General features: G+C 72.7%; 18 protein-coding genes and 1 pseudogene. 13 read left to right on the top strand and 6 right to left on the bottom strand.

Annotated elements, in window-relative coordinates; genetic code table 11:
- The first annotated feature begins 2 nt into the window (after window positions 1–2).
- Window positions 3–662 carry an NAD(P)H-dependent oxidoreductase gene (locus OV090_RS03460; RefSeq protein WP_267702024.1) on the top strand — a complete coding sequence of 220 codons (660 nt, stop codon included), beginning with the start codon at window positions 3–5 and terminating at the stop codon, window positions 660–662.
- A gap of 105 nt (window positions 663–767) precedes the next feature.
- On the top strand, window positions 768–1,832 hold the full coding sequence (locus OV090_RS03455; RefSeq protein WP_267702023.1) for a S1/P1 nuclease: 1,065 nt from the start codon (window positions 768–770) through the stop codon (window positions 1,830–1,832).
- A gap of 192 nt (window positions 1,833–2,024) precedes the next feature.
- On the opposite strand, the gene OV090_RS03450 is transcribed toward OV090_RS03455, so the two are convergent.
- Complete coding sequence (locus OV090_RS03450) at window positions 2,025–2,858, bottom strand: MOSC N-terminal beta barrel domain-containing protein (protein ID WP_267702022.1); 834 nt, start codon at window positions 2,856–2,858, stop codon at window positions 2,025–2,027.
- Between the two features lie 348 nt (window positions 2,859–3,206).
- Here OV090_RS03450 and OV090_RS03445 point away from each other — a divergent pair, with 348 nt between their 5' ends.
- The 3 genes from OV090_RS03445 to OV090_RS03435 all read left to right on the top strand — a co-directional run bounded on the left by OV090_RS03445 (window position 3,207) and on the right by OV090_RS03435 (window position 8,281).
- The gene (locus OV090_RS03445; protein ID WP_267702021.1) at window positions 3,207–5,630 is read left to right on the top strand and encodes an ATP-binding protein; all 2,424 of its coding nucleotides are present in this window, start codon (window positions 3,207–3,209) and stop codon (window positions 5,628–5,630) included.
- Window positions 5,631–5,766: 136 nt separating this feature from the next.
- A complete protein-coding gene (locus OV090_RS03440; RefSeq protein WP_267702020.1) occupies window positions 5,767–6,849 on the top strand; it encodes an alpha/beta hydrolase in 1,083 nt (360 codons plus the stop codon).
- Between the two features lie 151 nt (window positions 6,850–7,000).
- Window positions 7,001–8,281, top strand: coding sequence for a DUF3089 domain-containing protein (locus OV090_RS03435; RefSeq protein WP_267702019.1), 1,281 nt, complete (start codon window positions 7,001–7,003; stop codon window positions 8,279–8,281).
- A 71-nt stretch (window positions 8,282–8,352) separates the two neighbouring features.
- Here the strand turns inward: OV090_RS03435 and OV090_RS03430 are convergent, their stop codons facing one another.
- Window positions 8,353–8,796: an N-acetyltransferase gene (locus tag OV090_RS03430; protein ID WP_267702018.1), complete on the bottom strand. Its 444-nt coding sequence runs from the start codon at window positions 8,794–8,796 to the stop codon at window positions 8,353–8,355.
- Between the two features lie 170 nt (window positions 8,797–8,966).
- On the opposite strand from OV090_RS03430, the gene OV090_RS03425 reads away from it, so the two are divergent.
- A complete protein-coding gene (locus OV090_RS03425) occupies window positions 8,967–10,772 on the top strand; it encodes a serine/threonine-protein kinase (protein ID WP_267702017.1) in 1,806 nt (601 codons plus the stop codon).
- On the top strand, window positions 10,759–13,128 hold the full coding sequence (locus OV090_RS03420) for a hypothetical protein (protein ID WP_267702016.1): 2,370 nt from the start codon (window positions 10,759–10,761) through the stop codon (window positions 13,126–13,128). Before OV090_RS03425 ends, OV090_RS03420 begins: the two co-directional genes overlap by 14 nt.
- Before the next feature lie 250 nt (window positions 13,129–13,378).
- Here OV090_RS03420 and OV090_RS03415 read toward each other — a convergent pair whose 3' ends face one another.
- Both OV090_RS03415 and OV090_RS03410 read right to left on the bottom strand, forming a co-directional pair.
- Window positions 13,379–14,491: a hypothetical protein gene (locus OV090_RS03415; protein WP_267702015.1), complete on the bottom strand. Its 1,113-nt coding sequence runs from the start codon at window positions 14,489–14,491 to the stop codon at window positions 13,379–13,381.
- Between the two features lie 160 nt (window positions 14,492–14,651).
- Window positions 14,652–14,975: a hypothetical protein gene (locus tag OV090_RS03410; RefSeq protein ID WP_267702014.1), complete on the bottom strand. Its 324-nt coding sequence runs from the start codon at window positions 14,973–14,975 to the stop codon at window positions 14,652–14,654.
- A gap of 267 nt (window positions 14,976–15,242) precedes the next feature.
- On the opposite strand from OV090_RS03410, the gene OV090_RS03405 reads away from it, so the two are divergent.
- Window positions 15,243–15,740: a hypothetical protein gene (locus OV090_RS03405; RefSeq protein WP_267702013.1), complete on the top strand. Its 498-nt coding sequence runs from the start codon at window positions 15,243–15,245 to the stop codon at window positions 15,738–15,740.
- A 190-nt stretch (window positions 15,741–15,930) separates the two neighbouring features.
- Here OV090_RS03405 and OV090_RS03400 read toward each other — a convergent pair whose 3' ends face one another.
- Window positions 15,931–17,019, bottom strand: coding sequence for a hypothetical protein (locus OV090_RS03400; protein WP_267702012.1), 1,089 nt, complete (start codon window positions 17,017–17,019; stop codon window positions 15,931–15,933).
- Between the two features lie 68 nt (window positions 17,020–17,087).
- On the bottom strand, window positions 17,088–17,990 hold the full coding sequence (locus tag OV090_RS03395; RefSeq protein ID WP_267702011.1) for an ATP-grasp domain-containing protein: 903 nt from the start codon (window positions 17,988–17,990) through the stop codon (window positions 17,088–17,090).
- A 126-nt stretch (window positions 17,991–18,116) separates the two neighbouring features.
- Between OV090_RS03395 and tssI the strand changes: the two genes are divergently transcribed.
- The 5 genes and pseudogenes from tssI to OV090_RS03370 all read left to right on the top strand — a co-directional run bounded on the left by tssI (window position 18,117) and on the right by OV090_RS03370 (window position 24,068).
- Window positions 18,117–20,246, top strand: a complete 2,130-nt coding sequence (tssI, locus tag OV090_RS03390; RefSeq protein ID WP_267702010.1) for a type VI secretion system tip protein TssI/VgrG — start codon at window positions 18,117–18,119, stop codon at window positions 20,244–20,246.
- 15 nt (window positions 20,247–20,261) lie between these two features.
- A pseudogene (locus OV090_RS50445) lies at window positions 20,262–20,531 on the top strand (PAAR domain-containing protein); the annotation flags it as partial.
- Between the two features lie 353 nt (window positions 20,532–20,884).
- On the top strand, window positions 20,885–22,291 hold the full coding sequence (locus OV090_RS03380) for a hypothetical protein (RefSeq protein ID WP_267702008.1): 1,407 nt from the start codon (window positions 20,885–20,887) through the stop codon (window positions 22,289–22,291).
- Window positions 22,288–23,172, top strand: coding sequence for an Imm72 family immunity protein (locus tag OV090_RS50440; RefSeq protein ID WP_267702007.1), 885 nt, complete (start codon window positions 22,288–22,290; stop codon window positions 23,170–23,172). Before OV090_RS03380 ends, OV090_RS50440 begins: the two co-directional genes overlap by 4 nt.
- The gene (locus OV090_RS03370) at window positions 23,169–24,068 is read left to right on the top strand and encodes a DUF4123 domain-containing protein (protein WP_267702006.1); all 900 of its coding nucleotides are present in this window, start codon (window positions 23,169–23,171) and stop codon (window positions 24,066–24,068) included. The genes OV090_RS50440 and OV090_RS03370 overlap by 4 nt, the downstream gene beginning before the upstream one ends.
- The last annotated feature ends 130 nt before the right edge of the window (window positions 24,069–24,198 follow it).

Raw genomic sequence — 24,198 nt, 5'->3', positions numbered from 1 at the left:
CCATGCACAAGCTCCTCGTCGTCGATGCCAGCGGGCGCGTCACTCGCTCGATCACCCGTCGTCTCGCCCGCCGCTTCGCCGAGGTCTGGCGCGCGCGCGAGCCCCAGGGCGTGGTCCTTCAGCGGGACGTGGGGCTGGAGCCGCCGCCGCCGGTCGACGAGCCGTGGATCGCGGCCGCGTTCGGCGACCCCGAGGCCCGCTCAGAGGCCGGGCGCGCGGCACTGCGGACCAGCGACGCGCTGATCGACGAGCTCGAGGCCGCCGACGCGGTGGTGATCGGCGCGCCCATGTACAACTTCGGGATGCCGGCGCAGCTCAAGGCGTACTTCGATCAGGTGATCCGCGTGAGCCGGACCTTCGGCTTCGACGCTGCGGCGGCCGAGCCCTACCAGCCGCTGCTGCGCGCGCGGCCGGTGGTCGTGATCGTCTCGCTCGGCGACGGGGCCTTGAACCCGGGCGGCGCGCTGGCGCACCTCAACTTCCTCGAGCCGCACCTGAGGACCTGCCTCGGCTTCATCGGCCTGACCGATGTCACGTTCGTCCGCGTCGGCTTCGACGAGTTCCAGGACGGCCGCTTCCGGGCCTCGGTCGCCGCCGCCGAGGCCGAGGTCGACGAGCTCGCCGCGCGCCTCGCCGGTCCGGTCACTCGCCTGGCGTCGTGAGCGGTGACTCCGGCGTCGCTGCGTCGAATCGCGGGGCGCTCCGCGGTCGATGGCGCTGCCGGACTGCGGTAGGATCGGTCCGCGGAGGAGCACATGCGCGTGAGGATGGCAGCGAGACTGACGATCGCCGCGGCGATCGTCGCGGCTCCGGGGACGGCGCGGGCGTGGAACGAGAGCGGGCACCGGATCGTCGCCCGCATCGCCTGGGACGAGCTGACGCGGGCGCAGCAGGTGTTCGCGTCGGAGCTGCTGGTCCGTCACCCGCGCTTTGCCGAGGACTTCGCGGCCCGCATGCCGCCGGAGATCGCGGCGCGCCCGGCCGACGACCCCCAACGGCAGCAGTGGGTGTTCATGCACGCGGCGACCTGGCCCGACCTGCTGAAGGGCGCGAACAAGCAGCTGAACGAGACGATCGCGGCGCTGCCGGCCGGCGCGGAGAAGACCGAGCTCGAGCGCCGCCTCGCCGACGTCAAGCGCCACGACAACCCGACGTGGCACTACGACAACAAGCCGGTCCACGTCGACCCGTACGCGCTGCCGGCGATCGCTCCGCCCGCGAACCGACCGGTCGGGGTCCAGCAGGCGCTGCCGAACGCGCTGCGCGAGCTCGACGATCGCAGCTTGCCGGTCGAGCGCCGGGCGGTCGCTCTGGCGTGGGTGCTCCACCTGGTCGGCGACTCGCACCAGCCGCTGCACACCGTGGCGCTGTTCTCGTCGCGGCACCTGCCGCAGGGCGACCTCGGCGGCAACGCCCTGATCGTCCGGCTGCCCGGACCGGCCGGCGCGACGCCGACCCGGCTGCACGCGGTGTGGGACGACATGCTCGGCGACGATCCGAAGACCGAGCGCGCGGCCAAGAGCCGCATCGTCGCCGCCAACCCGCGGCGGAGCCTGAAGCCGGAGCTGGCGGCCTCTGACGGCGCGGCGGGGGTCGAGGCGATGGTCAACCTGTGGCTCGACGAGAGCTTCCGCGCCGCCGACGCGAGCGTGTACGACGCCCGTCTGCGCGCCGCGTTGCTGGCCCCGCTCGCCGCCGGCGCGACCTCGCCGTTCCCGATCGCGCTCGACCGCCGCTACCTGCAAGCGGCGCGCGCGGTGGCGATGCGCCGCGCGGCCCTGGCCGGGTATCGCCTCGCCGATTGCATCGGACGGGCCGAGAGCCGGCCCTGACGCGTGGCGTTGGGCGATTGTGATGATATGTCCTTCAGGGCATGTCATCACAATGTCGCCCTTGTCGGAATGTCCGGATGACCTTCGGGACATTCCGGAATGGCCATGTCTCGCAGCGTCGCACACCGTCGTCACGGTGAGCCTGCTGCTCTTTCAGTCATGCCCGATGGGGCATGTCCAAAAGGTCACCTTTCAGGCTGGCGCCTCGCCCGCCAGCAGCGCCTGCACGCGGGCCAGCGAGGTCGCGATCGCGGCCGACGGCGAGTCAGGGTCGCCGTCCGGGATCAGGACCTCGCCGACGCGTACGCGCCCGGGCGAGCGCGTCTCGGCGTAGGCGCCGGCGCAGGCGTGGCGGCCGAACGGGCCGAGGTCGAACTCGTGGTGCTCGGCGATCGTCCGCAGCGTCCGCGGATCGGCGGCGAGCTCCTCATGGGCGCGGGTGACGACGACGCAGCGCGGGGTCGGCAGGCCGACCGCCAGGGCCAGGCCGGAGGGGCCGCGGAGGTCGCGGCCGAGCAGCGCGTCCTCGGAGAAGGCGCCCGGGGCGTCGCCGTCGTCGAGCAGGAAGTTGGGACGGAAGCGGCGCGGGTCCCAGGCGACCTCCGGCTGCAGCGCCCGCAGGTGCGCCAGGGTCCGCGTCGTGAGCACGTGGACCGGCGCGAAGTCCTGGTGGCGGCCGGGCGCGGCGAAGCGGCCGGGAGCGTCGCCGGCGGCCTGCAAGCGCACGCGGCGGCCGAGCAGCGACGACAGGGCGGGCTCGATGTCCGCGCCCTCGACGACCTCGCCGTCGGGCAGCGTCACGCGCAGCGGCAGCGGGGCGTCGCGGTCGGCGAGCAGGGCAGCCCGGCAGGCGCGCAGGGCCGGGTGCGTCGGCCCGCGCTTGTTGGCGATCGTCTCGCCGGTGTCGACGTCGACCGCCACGTACTTGCGATCGCCGTCGCAGCCCGCGTGATCGACGTAGGTCTCGGGCAGCGACTCGCCCAGCATCGCCTTGACGGGGTAGCGCCAGATCGCCAGGACGCCCATGGTCTCCTCCGGGCGCCAGAGTAGCGCGGCGGGCGGGGCGGATGAGATGTCCGAAGGGACATCTGGTGACAGGACCCGGGCGGGCGCCGCGGGGCCGCCGCGGTGCGCGAAATGACGCCGACCGCCGATGCGGACGCGGACGTCGCGTCGCTGGCCCGATTGGCAGCATTTGCGTCGCGCATCGCTGCCCGCAATTGGGGCACGGCCCGTCTTCAGGCGTGGGATCCCGCGTGCGGTGAATCGGGCGCAGGTGCGTTCATCGGGCCTGCTCCGAGCCTGCGGCGGCGGTCGCCGCGCCCGCCACGCGGGGCGGTCATGCTCCGTCGGAACGTGATACGTAGGGGGCACTTGACCGTCCGCCCGCCACTGCTGCTCCGTCAGCACGTCTGGCGCGCCTTCCTGCGGGTCGCGCTGCTCCCGTTGCTGCTCGTGGAGATCGCGCTCATCGCGGTCTATCTGCTGGCCAACGTCGCCGGCACGCGCGAGAACCTGGCGGCGGTGCGCGAGATCGCGGACGCCGAGCTGGCGCGGATCGCCGCCCACAAGGCCGCGATCATCGACGGTCAGCTGGCCGGCGTGCGGCAGATGGCGACGCTCTACGCTCGCCAGACGCAGGAGGCGCTGACGCGGCCGTACGCGCTGACGCCGGAGCAGCGCGCGACCTACAAGACCTCGCCCGACGGCGTGTTCTACAGCGAGCTCGGCGCGCCGGGCAGCTCGCTGTACTACAGCGCGGCGACGCCGGTGGGCTCCACCGAGCTCGACAAGGTCGCGCGCACGACCCAGCTCGATCCGGTGATGCGCGACATCCTGGCGAGCAATCCGCTGATCGTCCAGCTGTACTTCAACACCTTCGACTCGATGAACCGGATCTTGCCGGCGGTCGACAGCCTGGGGCAGTACGGCGCGCGGATGGACATCCCCTCGTACAATTTTTATTACGAGGCGGACGCCAGGCACAACCCGGCGCGCGAGGCGGTGTGGACCGACGCTTATGTCGATCCGGCGGGGCAGGGGTGGATGGTGTCGTGCATTGCCCCGGTGTACCGCGGCGACTTCCTCGAGGGCGTGATCGGCCTCGACATCACGACCAAGACGATCATCGCGGAGGTGCTCGAGCTGCAGCTGCCGTGGAGCGGCTACGGGGTGCTGATCGGCAAGGACGGCACGCTGCTGGCGTTGCCGCCGGCGGGCGAGGCCGAGTGGGGTCTGCGTGAATTGACCGATCACTCGTACACCGAGCTCATCATGCGGGACACCTTCAAGCCCGACGACTTCAACCTGTACAAGCGGCCCGACCTCGCCGTGCTGGCCGAGAAGATCCGCGGCGCGCCGCAGGGCGTGGCTGCGATCGACCTCAAGGGCCCGCACGTGGTCGCCTGGGGCACCGCGGCGCAGACCGGCTGGACGCTCCTCATCGTCGCGCCCGAGCGCGACATCTACGCTCAGGTCACCAGCCTCGGCGACCGGCTGTTTCGCATCGGCGGCTGGATGGTCTTCGGGCTCATCGCGTTCTATTGCGGGTTCTTGTGGTTCATCGCCCGGCGCGCGCGCCAGATCTCCGCCGAGGTCGTCACGCCGCTGCTCGCCATCGACGGCCTGGTGCGGCGGATCGGCGCCGGCGAGTACGTGGTCGAGCCGCCGCCGATCGTGATCGCCGAGCTCGACGCCAGCGCCCACGCGGTGGCCGAGATGGGCCGGCAGCTTGGCGCCGCCTACCACGAGGCCGAGGTCGCCCGCGACGGGGCCCAGCGGGCCTCGCAGCTCAAGTCGGAGTTCCTGGCGACGATGAGCCACGAGCTGCGCACGCCGCTCAACATCGTCATCGGCATGAACGAGCTGCTGCGCGAGGACGTGAGCGACCCGGAGCTGCAGCGCTACACCGACGCGATCGACAGCGCCGGCCGCGACCTGCTGCGGATCGTCGAGGACATCCTCGACCTCTCGCGCATCGAGGCCGGGCACATCGAGCTGTCGACCGCGCCCTTCGACCCCGCGGGCCTGGTCGAGTCGGTGGTGCAGCTGTTCGTGCCGCAGGCGCGAGCGCGCGGGCTGCACCTGGCAGTGGTCGTCGAGGCCGCGCTGCCGGCCGCGATCGTCGGCGACCAGGGCCGCATGCGCCAGGTGCTGTTCAACCTGGTCGGCAACGCCATCAAGTTCACGCCGCGCGGCGACGTGGTCGTGCGGGCGCGGCGGATCGAGTCGCACCTGCGCGTCGAGGTCGAGGACACGGGGATCGGGATCCCCGAGCAGGCGCGCGAGCGGATGTTCCAGCTGTTCACCCAGGTCGACGGCTCCTACGCGCGCAGGCACGGCGGCACCGGCCTCGGGCTCAGCGTGTGCAAGCGGCTGGTCGAGCTGATGGGCGGATCGATCGGCTATCACAGCGAGGCGGGCGAGGGCTCGCTGTTCTGGTTCGAACTGCCGCTGGTCGAGCAGGCGCCAGCCGCCGAGATCTCGCCGTTCGCGGGCCTGCACGCGCGGATCGTCGGTGCGAGCTCACCGTCCCGCGACGCACTGGTGGCTACATTGAGGAACCTCGGCCTCGCCGTCGAGCGCGCGAGCGATACCGCGACACCCGCCGACGCGGGGGTCGATGTCTGGATCCTCGAGGGCGACGCGGTCGCTCCGCCGCGCGCCGTGGCCATCGCTATCTCCGATGGTTCGCTGCCCCGGGGGTTCGTGGCCGCAGTGGCGGAGCCGTTCACGCGCGAGGCAGTGCGGGTCGCGCTTGCCACAGCTGTCCGGACAATGGCGCCACGTTCGACCTGAATCGCACTCCGGGCAATCACCGTTGCGAGCGCTCCGCGCCTGGCCTATGACCGGACTGCTCATGCGTCGTGTGATTCGTCAATCATCGTTATTGGCAGCCCTGGCCGTCGCTTCTCCGGCCTGTTTCCTCGATGACTTGCTGGACGGCGATTCGAGCCCGGTGAAGCACGACACCATCGCGCTGTCCACCGGCATCGACGTGGCCTACCGCGAGCTCGGCGACCCCGACGGCGACGTGGTCATCTTCCTCCACGGCTACACCGATACCTCGCGCTCGTTTCTGCCGACGGCGCTGGCGTTCCACCAGCTCGACGACGATTATCACCTGTACGTCCTCGACCAGCGCGGCCACGGCGGCTCGTCGATGCCGCCTGCGGCCGACTGCGCGGCCGCGCCGGCTCCGTGCTTCGAGCCGTCCGACCTGGCCGACGACGTGATCGCGTTCATGGACGCCAAGGGCATCGCTCGCGCCTCGATCGTCGGCCACTCGATGGGCAGCTTCGTCGCCCAGGAGCTGGGCCTGTCGCACCCGCAGCGGGTCGACAAGCTGGTGCTGATCGGCACCGCGGCGAGCGTGGTCGGCAACGTGGTGCTGCAGGACTACATCCTGGCCGAGCCGGTCGAGGGCTCGTGGAAGGCCGGCTTCGAGGCCCAGGGCCTGCAATTCCCCGAGGAGGTGTACGAGCTCGATCCGCTCGACGCGAACGCCGACGCGCAGGCGTGGATCGAGGGCGCGTGGGTGGTCGACCCGGCGGCCGACCCCGACTTCCTGGCGTCGATCGTGCCCGAGACCGCGGCGACGCGGATGGGCACGTGGATCGGCGTGGCCCGGGCGCTGCTGCAGACCGACAACAGCCAGCGCCTGCAGGAACTGAGCGTGCCGACGCTGATCCTGTGGGCCACCCAGGACGGCTTCTTCTACGACGACCCCGACCAGCAGGCGCTGCGCGCCGCGCTCGACGTGGCCGTCGACGCCTGCAAGCTCGAGTACTGGTTCAAGCAGTACGGCAAGCGCCCGCTCGGCCCCGACGGGGTGCAGGTCGACGACATCGGCCACAACACGCAGTGGGCCACCCCGCAGGAGGTCGCGCGCGACCTGAAGGCGTACCTCGGCACCGGCAAGCCGACGACGGACTGGTATTACTCGGCCGACGGCGATCCGCAGCACATCGTCACCAAGAAGAAGGCGGCGCCGCTGATCCACGGCAAGTGCGAGTGACGGGCCGCTCGCTCGCCGCGGCGGCCGGCGGTCCCGTGAATGGGAGCGCTGGGCTCGCTGCTGCGATTGACCCGCGCAGGCCGGCCGGGGGCGCCGAACCTCCGGACGGCCGCGCTTGACAGGCGGTCGCCGCAGATCTTTACGTGAGGCGATGCTCGCCGCTTCCCGGGTCCCGCTGGCCGTCTTTTTCGTGGTCGTCGCCTGCGGCGGTGGAGAGGGCGGCGAGAGCGACTCCACGGAGACGGGGACCGCCGCGACGTCGACGGAGCCGTCGACCTCGACCACCACCGGGACCACGACGACCCCCACCGAGGCCGCGCCGACGACCACGAGCTCGAGCGGCGATCCGAGCACCACCGGCGCGCCGCTCGAGGGCTACGCCGATCCGGCGCTGTGGCTGTGTCACCCGGACAAGCCGACAGGCGCCGACGCGTGCCTCTCGGCCGACCTGACCGCGACCGAGCTGCTGCCCGACGGCGGGACCGCGATCGTCGAGCACACGATCGCCGCCGCGCCGGCGTTCGACTGCTTCTACGTCTACCCGACCGTCGACATCCGCCTGCAGCCGGGCCAGACCGAGAGCTTCGACGACCTCGACCAGGAGCTCGACCCGCTGCTCAACCAGGCGGCCCGCTTCACCTCGATGTGCCGGATGTTCGCGCCGCTGTATCACCAGGTGACGATCGGCACCTACGGCAGCGGCGACGCCGAGGCGCTGCTGACCGCGGCCTACCAGGACGTGCTCGCCGCGTTCGAGAGCTACCTCGAGCACCACGCCGACGGAAGGCCGCTCTTGATCCTCGGCCACTCGCAGGGCACGTACATGACGACGCGGCTGATCCAGGAGGTCGTCGAGCCCGACCCGGCCCTGCGCGAGCGGCTGCTGGCGGCGTTCCTGCTCGGCGGCTCGTTCAGCGTGCCGTTCGGCGAGGCGGTCGGCGGTACGCTCTCGACCCTCCCGCTGTGCGACAGCGCCGAGCAGCTCGGCTGCGTCGTCGCCTACCGCACCTACGCGGCCGCGCTGCCGCCGGAGGGCGGCTCGAACGCGCCCGACATCCCCGGCAACGACGTCGCCTGCGCCAACCCGGCCGCGCCCGGCGGCGGCTCGGCGCGCGCTCGCGGGGCGTTCTTCCCCAACTTCACCCACCAGGAGGCGGTGTTCCCGAAGATCGACTTCGGCGCGGCGATCGATACGCCCTTCGTGGTGATGCGCGACTTCTACGGGCTGTCGTGCCAGACCGACGGCGACGGCCAGCACTTCCTCGCGGTCGCGCCCGAGCCCGACGACGGCGACGTGCGCACCGATCCTGTCGATGTCACCGCGCCGCTGTTCGCTCCGGGCTTCCTCGGCCTGCACGTGCTCGACTACAACTACGCGCTGCAGGACCTGCTCGACGCGGCCACGGCCAAGGCAGCCGCCGCGGGGCTGTGAACCCGAGGACATGTCCTCGGAAGAATGTCCGAGAGGACATGTCGAGGTGAACATGCCCTGAAGGACAGAACTCAGTCGAGCGGCCGCGTCATGAGCACCCGCGGCGGGGCGGTGAAGCCGGAGCGGCGGTAGAGCTCGATGGCGGGCGTGTTGTCGGTGCGGACCATCAGGTGGACCGCGCGGGCCCCGTGGGCGCGGGCCGAGGCGAGGGCGGCGTCGAGGAACAGGCGGCCGCGACCGGCGCCGCGGACCTCGGCCCGCAGATACAGCTCGGTGAGGAAAGCGTCGCGACCGCCCCACTCGAGGTCGAAGCCCCAGGTGAGCACGAAGTAGCCGAGCGGCGCGTCGCCGTCGAGGCCGAGGACCACGGTGCCGAGACCGGGCGAGCCGATCAGGGTCCGCAGCGGCGCCTCGCCGGGTCCGCGGCGCCACGGGATGTGCTCCAGGCGGTTGAAGTCCTCCATCATGTCGAGGATCGCGGGGACATCGGAGCTGGTGGCCGGGCGAAAGTGCATCGTGCCGGCACTATAGGGCCCACCGCGGAGCTTGCGCGCCGGCGGCCGGTTTCACGCGTCCGGGGGCCTCCAGGGCCAGCGGGCGCCGATCCGTGCGCGGAGAGCGGCGGCGCGCAGGCGCGTGCGCGGGCGTTGTCGCCGGACGGCGTTGCCGGCACCATTGCTCGGGCGTGGAAGGACGCGAGACTCAGGCGAGCGCCCTCGAAGACACGGCGACGCTCCAGCGCACGTTGCCGCCGGGGGCCTCGCTCGCCAACGCCCCGACGCTGCTCGGCGACGCCACGCCGAAGCAACCGACGGACGCGCCCGAGCTGCCGATCGGCGCCGAGGTCGGCCGCTACAAGATCACCGGCCGGATCGGCGCCGGCGGCATGGGCGTGGTCTACCGCGCCTACGACCCGCAGCTCGACCGCGAGATCGCCCTCAAGCTGCTGCTCGCGGGCGCCGAGGGCGGGACCGAGGGCCGCAACCGGATGCTGCGCGAGGCCCAGGCGGCGGCCAAGATCCGCCACCCCAACGTCGTCACGGTGTTCGACGCCGGCGAGGTCAACGGGCGGGTGTTCATCGCCATGGAGCTGATCGCCGGCTCGACGCTCAAGGGCTGGCTGCGCCAGCAGCCGCGCACGTGGCGGGAGATCCTGTCGATCATGTTGATGGCCGGCGAGGGCCTGGTCGCCGCGCACGCGGCCGGCCTGGTCCATCGCGACTTCAAGCCCGACAACGTGCTGGTCGGGGTCGAGGGCCGCGCCCACGTGCTGGACTTCGGCCTGGCCCGCCCGGCCATCGACGCGGCCGCGCTGCCGACGGCGCCCGCGCCCTCGCTGACGCTGCGGCCCGGGCGCGAGGCGCTGCTGCAGTCGCTGACGCTGACCGGCATGACCGTCGGGACGCCGGCGTACATGGCCCCCGAGCAGCACCTGGCGCGCCCGAGCTCGGCCCGCTCGGATCAGTTCTCGTTCTGCGTCGCCACCTACGAGGCGCTGTACGGCCAGCGGCCGTTCAAGGGCGAGAGCTACGGCGAGCTGTCGATGGCGGTGATCGACGGCAAGATTGTGTCGCCGTCGCGGCGCTCGCAGGTGCCGCCGGCGGTGTGGCACGTGCTGCGCCGCGGCCTGCAGCCCGACCCCGACGCGCGCTACCCGGCGCTGGCGCAGATGCTCGCCGAGCTCGACGCGGCCATGCGCGCCGACGCGACGCGCCCGCGCTACGGCCTGTACGCCCTCGGCCTGGCGGCTCCGCTGGTGGCTGGCCTCGTGTACATGTCCGGAATGACAGGCGAGGAGCCGGACCCGGGCGACTCGCCGCGGCCGCCGCCGGCCAGCGCGGTCGTCGATCATCGGGACGCCGCGCCGGCACCGACGCCGACGCTGCCCGGCCCGCCCGCGGTCGGCCAGGCCGGCGTCGCGCTGATGAAGACCCAGCACGTCGACCTGGCCGCGCTGTACCAGCTGCTCGCGCCGGTGGTCCCGGCCGAGGCGGCCCAGCTCGAGCTCGGCTCGGAGGGCCTCGGCCTGGTCGGCCCGGCCGCGAACGCGTGGAAGGAGCCGCTCGACCAGCTGGCGCAGGCGATCGACTCGCAGCGGCGCAGCATCGGCGAGCTGGTCCGCGTCAGCGCGCCGAACGGGCTGTGGGCGGCGTACGAGGTCGGGCTCGAGGGCATCGACCGCAAGGCCACCGCGGTCGCGGCGCTCGACGACGTCGAGGCGGCCCTGTCGTCGCCGACGCTCGGGGTGCTGCTGGTGCGCGCGCCGTTCAAGGCCCAGGAGGGCGTGACCCGCTGGCTGCGCTCCGGCGGCGGCGAGGCGCAGCAGTTCAAAGAGTGGTGCTACAACAACCCGAGCCTCAAGAAGACCGAGTGCGCCAAGACCCTGCGCGACTGCGAGTACAACGCGATCTCGTGGGAAGAGGGCGCCGAGGCGGCGGATGCGGCCAAGAAGGGCCGGGCCAAGCGGAAGTACTGCTATGGCAAGGCGTGAGCGCCGGGCCGCGCTGGCGCTGCTGCTGACGCTCGCCTGCGCCCCGCGCGGGCCGACGACCGCGGAGCCAGGTGCCCCCAAGGACATGTCCTTGGAGACATCCGGTGCGGCGGCGGTGGCGGCCTGCGACAAGCAGGCGAGCGCGGTCCAGGACGGGCTGGTGCGCCTCGCCGATCGCTACCTCTGGGAAGAGATCGAGCTGCTGGTCCAGGCCCACGCGGCGACCCGCGGCCGGCCCGACGCGACCCGCTGCGCCGAGGCGACCCGCGCAGCGCTGACGACCGTGACGCTGCGCTGGGCCGAGCAGGGGGCCGAGTCGGGCGGGTCGCAGAGCCACGCGCTGGCCCGCCAGGCCTACGCGGCGCTGCGCAAGCACTTCCCCGCCGAGGCCGAGGCGCCGCTGCTGCACCACGCGATGGGCAAGCTCGAGTGGGCCCGCGCCGAGCGGCTGACGCTCGAGATCGGCGAGCGCACCTTGACCGACGAGGCGCTGCGCGAGGCCCACGCCCACCACCGCGCCGCCCTGGCCGGCGGCCTGCCGACCGAGCAGGCCGCCCGCTCGGCCCGCGCCCAGCTCGACGCGGTCCGGCGCGTGCGCGAGGGGGAGCCTGCTCCATGGGTCATGTCTGAACAGACATGTTTGCCGGATCCGCGGGGCCGCTGCACCGACCCCGTCCCGCGCGTCGCCCCCGGCGAGATGACGGCCGGCGACCGCGAGTGGCTGGCCGCCTACGACGCCTTCCTCGCCGAGCCCGGGCTGCAGGGCACGCCCGAGGCCGGGCAGGTCGCGGTCGAGCGGGCCGAGCTGCTGATGCGATACCGCCGCTGGGACGAGGCCGAGACCAGCCTGAGCGCCGTCAGCGGGCCGGCGCGCGAGCAGGCGCGGGTGCTGCTGGTCGGCCTGCTGCTGGCGCGCTGGATGGAGGCCGCCAGCGCCGGCGAGCGCTCGGCCGCCCGCGTCGCCCTGGTCACCGTGGCCGTCGAGGTCGAGGCCGCCGGCGGGCCGCAGGTGGCCCAGGTGGCGGCGCTGCGGCGCGCGGCGCTGTGGGCCCAGGCCGAGGAGTCGGAGGCGGTCGGTGACGACGCCCGCTGCGGCGCGGCCTTCGAGGGGCTCTACGCCGACCTCGGCGCCGACATCCACGCGGCTGCCGAGGCGGCCGACGGCGCCGGTCGCTGCTACGAGCGCGCCGGCCTGACGCAGAAGGCGATCGACTGGCTCGAGCGCATGGCCGACGTCCACCGCGAGGACCCGCGGGCCCCCGACGCGGTGCTGCGGCTGGCCCGCTTGCACGAGCGGATCTTGAACGACGAGCAGGCCCGCGATCGCTACCTCGATCTGGTGGCCCGCGCCCCGCGGCACCGCGCCGCAGCGACCGCTCGCCGCCGCTCGCTGATCCTGAGCCTGCGCGCCGGGACATTGCCCGAAGGACAGCTCGACGCGCTGATCCGCGGCCGCCCGGAGGAGCGCACGCTGGCGGCGGCGATCCAGTTCCGCGCGGTGTTCCGCCCCGGCGTCACGCCCGAGGCGGCCGAGAAGTACATCGAGCGGTTCGGCAAGGAGGGCGGGCCGCGGCGGCTGGCGATCGCCCACGCGCGCGCGGCCGAGGCGTGGCTGCGGGCGTCCTGCCCGGTCCCCGGGGCCGAGGGCCTGTGCGTCGAATTCGGCCGCGACCGCACGCCGGCGCGGGTGATCGCCCGCCTGCCCAAGCCGCACGCCAAGGGCCGCGAGCACCTCGACCGCGCGCAGAAGCTGTTGCCCGAGGTCAGCGGCGGCGAGGTCGACAAGCTCGAGGCGCCGATCGCCGTCGACGCCGAGGAGGCGCGGACCGCCAGCCGCCAGGTCGCGCTGCTGCAGGGCGACCTCGACGCCGAGTCGGCGCTCACCAGCCAGCCGCCGAAGAGCCTCGACCCGGCCCGCTCGCGCGCGTGGCTCGAGGTCCGCAAGGCCGAGGTCGAGCGCATGAGCGCGGTCTACGAGACCGCGATCGCGGGCGGGGCCGGCGGCCGCGATCAGTCGGCGGCGCTGGTCGAGACCCGCAAGGCGCAGGTGTACGAGTCCGACCTGGCGCTGCTCGACGAGGTGGCCGCCGCCGTCGAGGCCGCCGGCGACGCCGGCCTGGCCCAGCAGATGCGCGAGCTGGCAGCCCAGCGCCGCGAGGCGGTGTTCACGGCCTACGCCCGCTGCCTCGACCACGTGGCCGCGTGGGGCCACGACGCCGGAGGCCAGAGCGCCCTGTGCCGTGCAGGCCTCGGCCGCCTGGTCGGTCGCTACGAGGAGCCGCTGGAGTACGCGCCCGACCACGACGGACGGGTGATCGTCGGCGCGGCTGCGAGAGCGTCGGGCCCACCGCGATGAGGCGGGGAGCCTCCGAAGGGCGGGCGCGGGCTCGCTGCAGTGAAGCGCGGGGACCGAGTTTTTAAAGAAGGCGGGCGGTCTCCGCCGGCGCGCGGACAAGGTTGCGAGCTCGCGGTGAGGCGAGGGGGGCCATGGCGACGGGCTCGCCCAGGTCGACGAGACATGCCTGAAAGACCATGTCGAATCGGGCATGTCGCATCGAGCATGACGATCAAGACATGTCCATCGGGACATGGCCGAGAAGACAGTCTCAATCGCCGAGCTCGCGCAGCAAGATCCGCGCGCGCAGGCGGCGGCGCTCGTCGGCGCCGAGGTTGTCGACGTAGGCCCGCAGGAGCGCGCGGGCCTCGGCGCGGGCGGCCGGGTCGGCGGCGTCGGCCAGCAGGATGCCCAGGTTGAAGGTCAGCTCCGGCGGCAGCTTGGCGGGCGTCGTGGTGTCGAGCCCGAGCTCGCCGAGCGCGCTGCGGTAGGCGGCCTCGGCCGGCTCGCGCTCGCGGCGGCGGGCGTGGCTCACCCCGAGGCCGAGGAACGCCGCGTAGCGCAGTCGCGGCGAGGGCGCGGCGGAGGCCTGCTGGTACAGCCGCACCGCCTCGTCGAGGTTGCCGGCCGCGAGCTCGGCGGCGGCCCAGGCGAGCGCCGCGGCGTGGTCGTCGGGCGCCAGCTCGAGCGCGCGGGCGAAGCGGCGCCGACCGTCCACCGGATCGGCCGAGCGAAAGGCGATCCGCCCGCACGCGGCCGCCAGCACCGCCGCGCCCTCGCGGTCGCGCAGGCGGGCGAGCAGCGGGTCGGCGCGGTCGCGGCAGATCGGCGCGGCCCGTTCGCGCGGGTCGGCGTCGTGCAGCGCGGTGAAGCGCAGCGCCAGGCTCAGCGCGTAGGGGTCGTCGGCGGTGACGGCCAGCGCGGCCGCGACGTCGCGCGCCAGCGCGGCCGCGTCGAGCGGCCCGTCGCGCTTGCCGAGGTCCTCGGGCCTTCGCGCCCTGAAGTCGAGGTACGCCGAGACGTCGCGGGTCAGGCGGTAGACGGCGCGCGCGCCGGCCGTCAGCGGCAGCTCGCCCACGGCCGCGTCGATGTCGGCGACCCGCCCCGACTCGTGGGCCAGCACCGCCAGCGCGTAGGCCCGCGCGGTCGAGCCCGGATCGCGGCGCAGCAGGGCGAACCGGATCGCCAGCGCGCCCGCGTCGTCGCCGCAGCGGAGCAGCACGTCGGCCCGGGTCAGCGCGCGGGAGCTGTCCCCGGGGACAGGCGCCGGGGCGCACGGATCGACCTCGACCACAGCCGGCGGCGGGGCCGGCGGCGCCTTGTCCGGCGCCGTCTGACGCGCGCAGGCGAGCAGGAGCGCGCAGAGGAGCAGGGCGCGGGGCACGGAGCGGGGAGGATATCAGTGTGGCGCGAAGTTCTCCACGAAGCGGAGGCGTCGAGGCCGGCCGCGGACCACCAGGTCGACGGCGCCGTAGAACCATGCTTCGCCGCTCACGAGGCCGCAGCCTGACGACGAGGGGAGCATTGGAGCACCGCCCGGCCTGCTACGATCGATCGCGGTCCAGACGGTCCAGGTCCACGTCCGAGCGTCGTGCCGAGAGGGCATGGCGTTCCCGCCACTCTTGCATGCACCGCCAGCACCCCAGGCGGTCGAGCTCGTGGTGCCGCCGCATCACGGTCTCGTCGCGCGCGCCGGTCGCCAGCGCCCGCTCGAACAGGGCCTCGCACTCGCGGCAGATCCACACCCGGAAGAGCAACTCCGCCTCGATCAGGTCGATCGGGCGGTCCTCCTCGCGCGCGGCGAAGACGTGAGCGCAGGCGCCGAGCGTCCCGCATTGGCCGTGCCTCTCGCAACGAATCGAGCCCATGGCCGCGAGCTTGCCCCGTCGAGCTCGCCAGGTCCAGCCCCCTCGTGGCGCGAGCGGGAGCCGCAGGACGCCCGCGCCCGCGAAGAGCTCTCGCCGCGACTGCCGGAACGAAAATGTCCTTTGGGCCATGTCATGACATTGCCATCGATTCGCCGCCTCCCGCGCCGGCGGCCGCCCCGCCGTGAGCAGAGGCCGATCTGCAGTGAATGTCGACAGTCTGAATAGGCGGATCCAACGCGCGTCCGTGAGCACCGAGGTTTTTAAAAAATGCACAAGATCATCCTGACCCTGTTGGCGCTCCTCTTCAGCGTGACCGGTTGCAGCCTCACGCTCTCGTCGCACGGCGGTTGGGGGTCGGACGGCCCCGCGCCGCGGATGGCCAGCCGCGGTTACGGCTGGGGCTCCGCGGGCGACCCGGGCCTGCACGGCCGCGGCAAGCCGGCCCGTCGTGTCGACGCCAGCGAGCGCCCCGCGACGAAGCCGGCCGGCGCAGTGCCGCAGAAGGCGAAGCAGCCGGCGATCACGTGGGCGGGCGAGGTGCCGCAGAAGGCGAAGAAGCCGGCGATCACGTGGGCGGGCGAGGTGCCGAAGAAGGCGAAGCAGCCGGCGATCACGTGGGCGGGCGAGGTGCCGAAGAAGGCGAAGCAGCCGGCGATCACGTGGGCCGGGAAGGTGCCGCCGAAGCGGGCGAAGCAGCCGAGCAAGCCCGCCGGCAAGCGGCCGGCGATCACGTGGGCCGGCACGGTCCCGCCGCGCCCGCAATGAGGTCGAGCAGGCGCGGCTTTCGAGGCGCACGCCGAACCTGCTCACACGGCCATGTCCATGAGGACATGGCCGTTTTTGTGCGCCCGCGACGGCGGGCCGCGCCGGCGCCTGGCCAAACGGACATGTCCTCGCGGACCGGCGCGGCCCGGCGCGGCCCGTGCCTCGCGCAGCAGAAGGCGGCCCCGCACAGTCAGGGCGTGAAGGTCTCGCAGGCCGCGTCGACGACGGTCGTCAGCGCCTCTGCGAAGGCGTCGCCGATCGGGTCGGCGCCGCGCTTCTTGCACATCGATCGGTACATGCCGCGCGCGCCGAACGTCCCGGCGACCTCGCGCAGCACCTCGGAGTCCTTGACCTCGCCGCCGCCGTAGGCGTTGTCGCAGCCGCCCTCGTCGCCGCCGATGCCGAGGAACACCACGCGCTCCGCGTCGCCCTTGGCGCCGACGATGGCGTCGTGGATCTTCGCGGCGTCGTCGGGGCCGACCGGCGACTCGTCCTCGTCGGTGATCGCGACCACCAGCAGCACCGAGTCGGCGCGCGAGAACCCGGCGTTGACCGCGACTCCCGGATCGAGCGCCTTGGCGGCGGTCCAGGCCGGCTGCTCGTCCTCGTCGTCGGCGTCGCTGCAGGTGTCGGGGATCGACGCGTAGCCGCCGTTGTCGCCGCCCTTGCCCTCCAGCGCCTCGTCCTGGAACGGCAGCTGGACCACGCAGGCGAAGTTCTGCGCGATCGTCGGGTCGTCGGAGGCCAGCCAGTTGCGGCCGCCGGGGAACTGGCAGTCGGTGTCGCCGGCGCCGTAGTTGTGGAAGTGCGGCGGCTTCGGGCAGGCGTTGATGACTGCGACGTGGAAGTCGTCGATGCCCTCGCCGACCTCGAGCGCCAGAGTCGCCTGGATCTCCGCGAACGTCGCCGGCAACGAGGCGAGCGCGTCCGCCATGGTCGCCGAGGCGTCGACGACCAGCAGCACGTCGACCTTGGTACACGCCGCGACGATGTCCGGCAGGTCGGGCCCCGGCGAGGTCGTGGTCGACGAGTCGTCGGCTGCCGACGAGTCGTCGCCGCTGGTGGTCGTCGGCGCGGTGCCGGTGGTCTCGCCGGCGCTGGCGCTGCCGTCGGTCGGTGGCTGAGTGCTCGGGCCGCCGCTCGTGGTCGTGGTCGCGCTCGCAGTGGCGCTGGTCAGGCCGCTGGCGAAGCCGCCGGTGTCGGAGTCGTCGCCGCCGGCGCAGGCGGTCAGAAGAATGATATGTCCGAAGAGACAGGCGAGTCGAGCTGCGCTCCGCATGGGGCGCGATGGTGGCGGCGCCGATCCACGCGCGCGTCACGGCCGCGTCGCAGCTCGGCCGCTAGGCGTCACGCATCGATCGGCTGCGGATCCCAGGCCGCCAGGGCCCGGTAGAAGACCTCCGGATCGAGCAGCGGCGGCAGGCCGGCGACCTGGCCGTCGCCGAGCTCGATCGCGGTCCAACCTCCCGCTGCACGCTCGGCGAGGTCGAGGCTGAAGAAGCGGCTCGGCACGCGGCGCGCGAGGTCGGCGAACTCCGGCGGCACAGCCGAGTCGGCGATCTCCCACGCCGGCGCCTCGACGAGCGCGCGCCCATCGGCGATGAAGCGCCGCCATTCGCGGGGCAGGGGCATCCCGCTCCTCGGGTGGTTCCCGAGCGGCACCAGCGGCTCGTAGGCGCGGAAGACCAGGCCGCCGACGAGGTCGTCGCCCTGGCGCTCGATGAAGTTGCCGACCACGCGACGGACCTGGGCGATGTCGTCGGCGGCGCGGATGAAGCACGCGTCATTCCACTCGTGCTTGCGCGACTTGACGTAGTCCTTGACGACGAGCGCACGCCCGCCGAAGCGCGCCAGAGCGGCCGCGATCTGTGTCTCTTGCAGGCCGTCCTCGCGTGGCAGCACGACTGTCTCCGGCGTGTCGTCGCCGAGGTGCGGCAGCGCGGCGGGCAGCAGGTGGGCGCTGCGATAGGCCGCGGGGTCGTTGACGAGCTGCAGGCCGCGCGCGCCGAGCCCGGCGTGCAGCGCGTCGTAGGCCGCCGGCGGCAACATCCAGCCGCGGTAGACAGCGACCTCGAGGGCCTCGCTCGCCTGCACCCGGCGCAGCGCAGCGCCGACGTCTCCCGCGACCAGGGCCTCGAAGTCGACGCACGACCACGCGATGCCGACCGCGTCGGCGGCCGCGACCTCGGGCGCGAACGCGCGATCGGGGCGGCGCTCGAGCAGCGGGTCGGTGCAGAACAGTACGCGCATGCGGGCATCCTAGCGGGCGTCGGCGCGCGCGGCAGGACCTGCCGTCGCGGGCCTGTGCGCGACATCGGCCGGCAACAGCCAGTACACCGCTCTGTTACGATGGCGCGTCCGGGGGGTGGAAGGGGTTTGATCGCCAACTTGGTCTCGGCGCTGACGGGCAACGCGGCGCTGTTCACGTTCACCGCCTCCGCCGGCGATCTCGAAGTGGTCCGCTTCGCTGGCTTCGAGGCGGTCTCGTCGCTGTTCGAGCTGCGCATCGAGCTCGCGGGTCCCGAGATCGACCTCGCGGCGCTGGTCGACAAGCCGGCGCTGCTGACGATCGGTGGCGTCGAGTCGCCGCGCCAGATCCACGGCCTCGTATGCGGCGCCGAGTACAGCGGCGAGCTGCGCCAGCACCACATCTACGAGGTGACCTTCGTGCCGCGGGTGTGGCGGCTGACGCGGCGCCAGGACAGCCGGATCTTCCAGCGCAAGACGACGCAGACGATCGTCGGCGAGGTGCTCGAGAAGGCCGGGATCCCGCGCGACTGGTTCCGCTTCGACCTGTTCTCCTCGTACAACCCGCGCGACTACTGCGTGCAGTACCGCGAGTCGGACTGGGACTTCGTCAGCCGGCTGCTCGAGGAGGACGGCATCTACTATTACTTCGAGCACAGCGCCGAGAAGCACGTGCTCGTGATGAGCGACAAGCCCGGCGCGCCGGCGATCGCGGGGCCGCAGGAGGTGTGGTGGGCCCCCCCGCACGGGTTCGTGCGCGGACAGGAGCACATCACCCGCTTCCGCCTGCTCGAGGGCGTGCGCACCGGCAAGTCCGCGCTGCGCGACCACAACCTTCACAAGCCCGACCAGCAGATGGACGCCAGCGAGTCGGCGCAGCTGGCCACCGACCTCGAGGTCTACGACTTCCCCGGCGAGTACCAGGTCAGCGGCGGGCGCAGCTCCGACCAGGGCGCCGGCCTGGCGAAGATCCGTCTCGAGGCGATGCAGCACGACCGCCGCCGCGGCCTCGGCGAGAGTGATTGCCCGCGGCTCGTGCCCGGCTACTCGTTCACGCAGGCCGGCCACCAGCGCGGCGACCTCGACGGCGATTACAAGCTGCTGCGCGTCGAGCACAAGGGCGAGCAGTCGCAGGTGCTCGAGCAGGACGCCGGCACCGAGTTCTCCTACAACAACAGCTTCGTGTGCATCGAGGCCAAGACGCCGTACCGGCCGCCGCGCGTGACCCCGCGGCCCGCGGTGAGAGGCGTGCAGACGGCCACCGTGGTCGGCCCGCCCAACGAGGAGATCTACGTCGACGAGCACGCGCGGGTGAAGGTGCAGTTCCACTGGGACCGCAGCGACAAGTTCAGCGAGGATTCGTCGTGTTGGGTCCGCGTCAGCCAGCTGTGGGCCGGCAACTCGTGGGGCGCGATGTTCATCCCGCGGATCGGCCACGAGGTGCTGGTCGACTTCATCGAGGGCGACCCCGACCGCCCGGTGATCGTCGGCCGGATCTACCACGGCCTCAACCTGCCGCCGTACCCGCTGCCGGAGCAGAAGACCAAGAGCACCATCAAGTCGGACACCTACCAGGGGGCCGGCTACAACGAGCTGCGCTTCGAGGACCAGAAGGGGATCGAGCAGATCTTCATGCACGCGCAGCGCAACATGGACATCCGCGTCCTGCACGACCGGATGGAGAGCGTGCTGCACAACCGCCACCTGACCGTCGGCAGCAACGACGGCGGGGCCAAGATCGGCGACTACTACGAGAACATCTGGCGCGACCACCACTGGCGCATCGATCGCAACCGCAACGAGCACGTCGGCGGCGACCTGCGGATCCGCGTCGGCGGCATCGACGGCGTCGGCCACGTCGACACCATCATCGAGGGCAACCGCCGCGAGCTGGTGATGCAGAGCCAGAGCCTCGAGATCAAGGCCGACCTCAAGATCAAGATCGGCGGCGGCCACCACGAGCAGGTCTTGGGCGACGTCCACCGCAAGGTCACGGGCCTGTTGTCGGTCGAGGCGCTCAAGGAGGTCCACTACAAGTCGTCCAAGGTCGTGATCGAGGCGTCGCAGGGGCTGACCGTCCGCGGCCCCGGCGGCTTCATCACCATTCACGCCGGCGGCATCGACATCGTCGGCACTCTGGTGAAGATCAACAGCGGCGGCTCGGCGCTCACCGGTACGGCCGCCGGCCCGCAGAACCCCGACGAGGCCAAGCCCGTCGAGCCCACCAAGCCCGACCCGGCCGACAGCGGCGGCATCTGACCCGAAGGACACGTCATGCCGCCCGCAGCCCGCATCACTGACATGCACGTGTGCCCGGTGCCGACCCACGTCGGCGGCCCGGTGGTCGTCGGCGAGACCTCGGTGCTGATCGGCATGATGCCGGCCGCGCGCGAGGGCGACAAGCTGGTGTGCGCGACCGGCCCCGACAGCGTCGCCCGCGGCGAGCCGTCGGTGATCATCGGCAACAAGCCGGCCGCGCGCCTCGGCGACCCGACCACCCACGGCGGCACGATCGTCGTCGGCTGCCCGACCGTGATCATCGGCTCGTCGGCCCAGGTCGAGGCGCTGCGCACCGACAAGCCGTTCTGCGAGGAGTGCGAGAAGCAGCGCAACACCACGCTGATCCTCGACCACCGCTACCACGACGACGAGCCGGTGCAGGAGGCCGAGTACGAGGTCGAGCTGCGCGACGGCACGATCCTCAAGGGCAAGCTCGACGCCAACGGCCAGGCCCGCATCGAGGGCGTGCCGCCCGAGCGGGCCCGCGTCCGCTACGGGCCCGACGTGCGCACCTGGGAGCGCAAAGAGCAGACGCCGAACCCGACCTTCAAGGAAGAGTTCTCCGACAGCGACGCCGACGCGCTGATCGACGCCGTCACCGGCGAGGGCCAGCAGCGATGAGCGGCGGCGAGTACATGCGCGCCATCACCGACGTCGGTGAATGGATCTGGGGCCTCGTCCGCGGCGGGTTCAACGAGCAGCAGTCGATCAGCCAGATCATCGTCGACGCGATCATCGGCATGATCCCCGTGGTCGGCGACGTCACCGCGGTGCGCGACCTCCTGGCGGTGGTCATCCGCCTCGCCGACCACCCCGAGCGGCGCCAGGAGACCATGCAGTGGGTCGAGCTGGCGATCTGCCTGTTCGCGCTGATCCCGGTGGCGGGCGGCGCGATCAAGGGCGTGGGCCGGCTGCTCGCGCGGGTCGGTCGCAACGCGGCCGACGCGGCGCCGGTGCTGCGCGAGGCGATCGAGCTGCTCAACCGCCTCGGCTCCGGCAACGCGGTCCGCTTCATCCGGGAGCTCGACCTGTCGCGCTACACCGCCGAGCTGCAGCGCCACTTCCGCTCGCTGGTCGGGCGCGTCAACACCACGATCGACCGGATCCTGCACCGCGGGCGGTGGGTGCTGCCGAACAGCATGAGCGAGCGCCTGCGCCAGCTGAAGGCGGCGATGCAGGAGCTGCTGGCGCTCGGCGACCGCATGATCCCGCAGGCGGTGCGCGACCTGAATCAGTGGCTGCACACGGTCCAGCGCCACATCTACGCCGGGTCGTACCACGAGATCCCGTCGAGCCTGCGCGCCGAGACGCGGGAGCTCGAGCGCGGCCTGTTGCGCGAGCGCCGGCTGCCGAGTCAGGCCGATCTGCCGTTCCCGCCGTCGACGATCGCCAACTACCGCCACCGCATCCCGTGGCCCGACCTGCGCCAGGGCGGCTTCCACAACCCGTCGCACAACCCGTACCGCAACATCCGCACCTTCAGCGGCAACCTGCAGGCGGTCGCGCTGCGGCACCCGCGGAAGATCTACCGCGTGATCGAGAACGCCGAGGGCCGCGCGGGCGCCTTCTGGTCGCTCGAGAAGCCGGCGAGCGGCCGGGCGTGGCGCGAGGACTACGCGGTGCTCGAGTCGTGGAACAGCGACGGCCACTACATCGAGTTCGAGATCCCGCCGAACATGACGCTCTACGTGTGGCAGGGCAAGGTCGCCAGCCAGGTCGAGACGGACGCGGCGAAGACGGCGACCTACGGGCAGGTGCTCAACGGCGGCGCGCAGCAGCTGCTGATCGACCTGCGCCACCCGAGCAACGCGTGGGCGATGAGCCACGTCGAGGCGCTGCCGCTGCACCCGACCGGCTGGCGCGATCACATGGGCGTGAACGTGCCGAACGAGCAGACCCGTGCCATCCTGCTCGGGCAGGTCGAGCGCGCCGAGCGGGTCGGTGAATTCACCGCGGTCACGCGCGTCACGGGCGCGGCGGTCCGCGGCTCGCAGGCCGAGGAGAGGCGGCAGCAGCAGCAGTGACGGAGCTCCAGACCATCGTCCGGCCGTTCTCGCCGGCCGAGCTCGCTATCGACGCCACCACCCTCGCACAGGTGTTCTATCGCCTGTGCCGATACTCGTCGCTGACCTACGTCAAGCGCTGCACGCTGCTCGTGCAGCAGTTCAGCGCCGGCTTCGACGCGTGGGCCCGCAAGTCGGGGCCCGACCACACCCTGTTCGCTCGCAAGGCGCTGAAGACGGTCTACCCGCCGCTGGCGGCGCTCGAGCAGGTGCCGGGGCTCCTGCTCGGCAACCAGAAGACGCGGGCCTACGACGCGCTGATCCAGGCCGGCTTCCTCGCCGAGCTGCTCGGCCACGGCTTCGACGGCGGCATGCGCTGGGAGAAGTTCGGCTACAACTACGGCGAGCGGCCGAGCGTGGGCCTGTTCGCGTGGGCCGAGAAGGCGGTGGTCATGGCGGCGCAGATGCAGCGCACCGCCGAGGCCAAGTGGTCGCACACGCTGATGGCCCTGCAGCGCCCGGCGCCCCCGCACGCTCACCTGCAGCCGATGCCGCCGGCCGACGGCGTCGTCGTCGACCCGGACGAGGTCGTGCCGGTCACCGGCGTGTGGGTGCCGATCGACGTGCCGAACGGCTGCCCGAACTACCTGGTCGAGGGCGTGCCGGCGCCCAAGCTGACGGTCGAGACCCAGCGCGTCGACTCCGAGGGCTACCCCGGCGACCCCGAGAACCCGCCGATCGCCGCGCGCACCGACTACGTCCACGGCGAGGTGCCGACCCGCTGGCAGCTGGCGTGGGACGACATCCGCTACCGCGCCGGCGTCGAGATCGACGAGCCCGAGTTCCTCGACGAGGAGACCGAACTCCCGGCCTGGCCGCCGGCCCATCCGCCTTCGCCATGAGCGCGAGCCCTGCCACGAGCCCCCCTCTCGACGGACCGCCCAGCCTCGACGGACCCGCGCCGCGGCTGGTCGTCGAGGTGCTGTGGGGGCCGGAGCAGGGCAAGAAGGCCGTGATCGCCGCGGGCGGGGCGATCACTGTCGGGCGCGACGCGGCGGCCGGCCTGTGCCTGGCGCACGACGGGGCGCTGGCGCCGATCCACCTGCAGATCGAGTGGGACGGGCGGGTCGCCGCGGTGCAGGCGCTGGTGAACGAACGGACATGTCTCGACGGACAGCCGATGCGCGAGGGCAAGAGCGGCCACGGCGGCTGGGTGCGCGCCGGTGCGTCCGACCTGTCGCTGGCGATCGAGCGCCACACGCGGCCCGATCCGCCGCCGACGCCGGAGAGGGTGGCCGCGGCCGCGCCGGCGATCGCGGCCCTGCGGGCGCTGCCGGGCCGGCTGTTCGCGGTCGCGGATGCGTCGCGCGACGATCGGGTGCGGGTGCTCTTGCGCGAGTCGCCGGCCCGCCACCGCTCGCTGTTCGATGGCTGGCAGGGCGACGCGATCGCCGAGACCGCGCCGTACCTGGTCGAGCTCGGGCCGCCTCACCCGGAGCTGATGGGCGATCTGGTGGTCGAGGGCTGGCACACCGACGACGCCCGGCGCGACGGCGACGGCGGCTGGGCGATCTTCCTGTCGGTGCCCGACGGCCGCGAGTTCGAGGCCGTGCGCCGCCACCTGCGCAAGTTCCTCATGGTCGAGCTCGACCGTGAGAAGGTCTACTTCCGCTTCTACGACCCGCGGGTGCTGCGGGCGTTCGTGCCGACCTGCACCGCCGCCGAGCGGCGCGAGTTCCTCGGCGACATGGGGTGGCACATCACCTGTCCCGAAGGACTGATGAGCTTCCGCGCTTGAGCAGCGGGAGGCAGTCCCGGAGGACTGCCGAGCTTCCGCGCCTGAGCGGCGCGTGAAGCACTCCGAAGGACTGCTGCGCCTGAGCGGCGCGCGTGAGGTCTTTGTGCACGCGCGGCCGAGGACGACCGCA

It is taken from the genome of Nannocystis sp. RBIL2, assembly GCF_026626745.1.
In the GTDB taxonomy this organism is placed as follows: Bacteria; Myxococcota_A; Polyangia; order Nannocystales; family Nannocystaceae; genus Nannocystis.
Note: the sequence above shows the minus strand (reverse complement) of the source record. Positions and strands in the feature narration are given on the sequence as shown.

Bases quoted from the DNA above. Each gene is read 5' to 3' on its own strand.
- OV090_RS03450 (WP_267702022.1), bottom strand. From the start codon at position 2,858: ATGGGCGTCCTGGCGATCTGGCGCTACCCCGTCAAGGCGATGCTGGGC.
- OV090_RS03405 (WP_267702013.1), top strand. From the start codon at position 15,243: ATGCACAAGATCATCCTGACCCTGTTGGCGCTCCTCTTCAGCGTGACC.
- OV090_RS03395 (WP_267702011.1), bottom strand. From the start codon at position 17,990: ATGCGCGTACTGTTCTGCACCGACCCGCTGCTCGAGCGCCGCCCCGAT.
- OV090_RS03430 (WP_267702018.1), bottom strand. From the start codon at position 8,796: ATGCACTTTCGCCCGGCCACCAGCTCCGATGTCCCCGCGATCCTCGAC.
- OV090_RS03370 (WP_267702006.1), top strand. From the start codon at position 23,169: ATGAGCGCGAGCCCTGCCACGAGCCCCCCTCTCGACGGACCGCCCAGC.
- OV090_RS03410 (WP_267702014.1), bottom strand. From the start codon at position 14,975: ATGGGCTCGATTCGTTGCGAGAGGCACGGCCAATGCGGGACGCTCGGC.
- OV090_RS03455 (WP_267702023.1), top strand. From the start codon at position 768: ATGGCAGCGAGACTGACGATCGCCGCGGCGATCGTCGCGGCTCCGGGG.
- OV090_RS03380 (WP_267702008.1), top strand. From the start codon at position 20,885: ATGAGCGGCGGCGAGTACATGCGCGCCATCACCGACGTCGGTGAATGG.
- OV090_RS03460 (WP_267702024.1), top strand. From the start codon at position 3: ATGCACAAGCTCCTCGTCGTCGATGCCAGCGGGCGCGTCACTCGCTCG.
- OV090_RS03435 (WP_267702019.1), top strand. From the start codon at position 7,001: ATGCTCGCCGCTTCCCGGGTCCCGCTGGCCGTCTTTTTCGTGGTCGTC.
- OV090_RS03420 (WP_267702016.1), top strand. From the start codon at position 10,759: ATGGCAAGGCGTGAGCGCCGGGCCGCGCTGGCGCTGCTGCTGACGCTC.
- OV090_RS03400 (WP_267702012.1), bottom strand. From the start codon at position 17,019: ATGCGGAGCGCAGCTCGACTCGCCTGTCTCTTCGGACATATCATTCTT.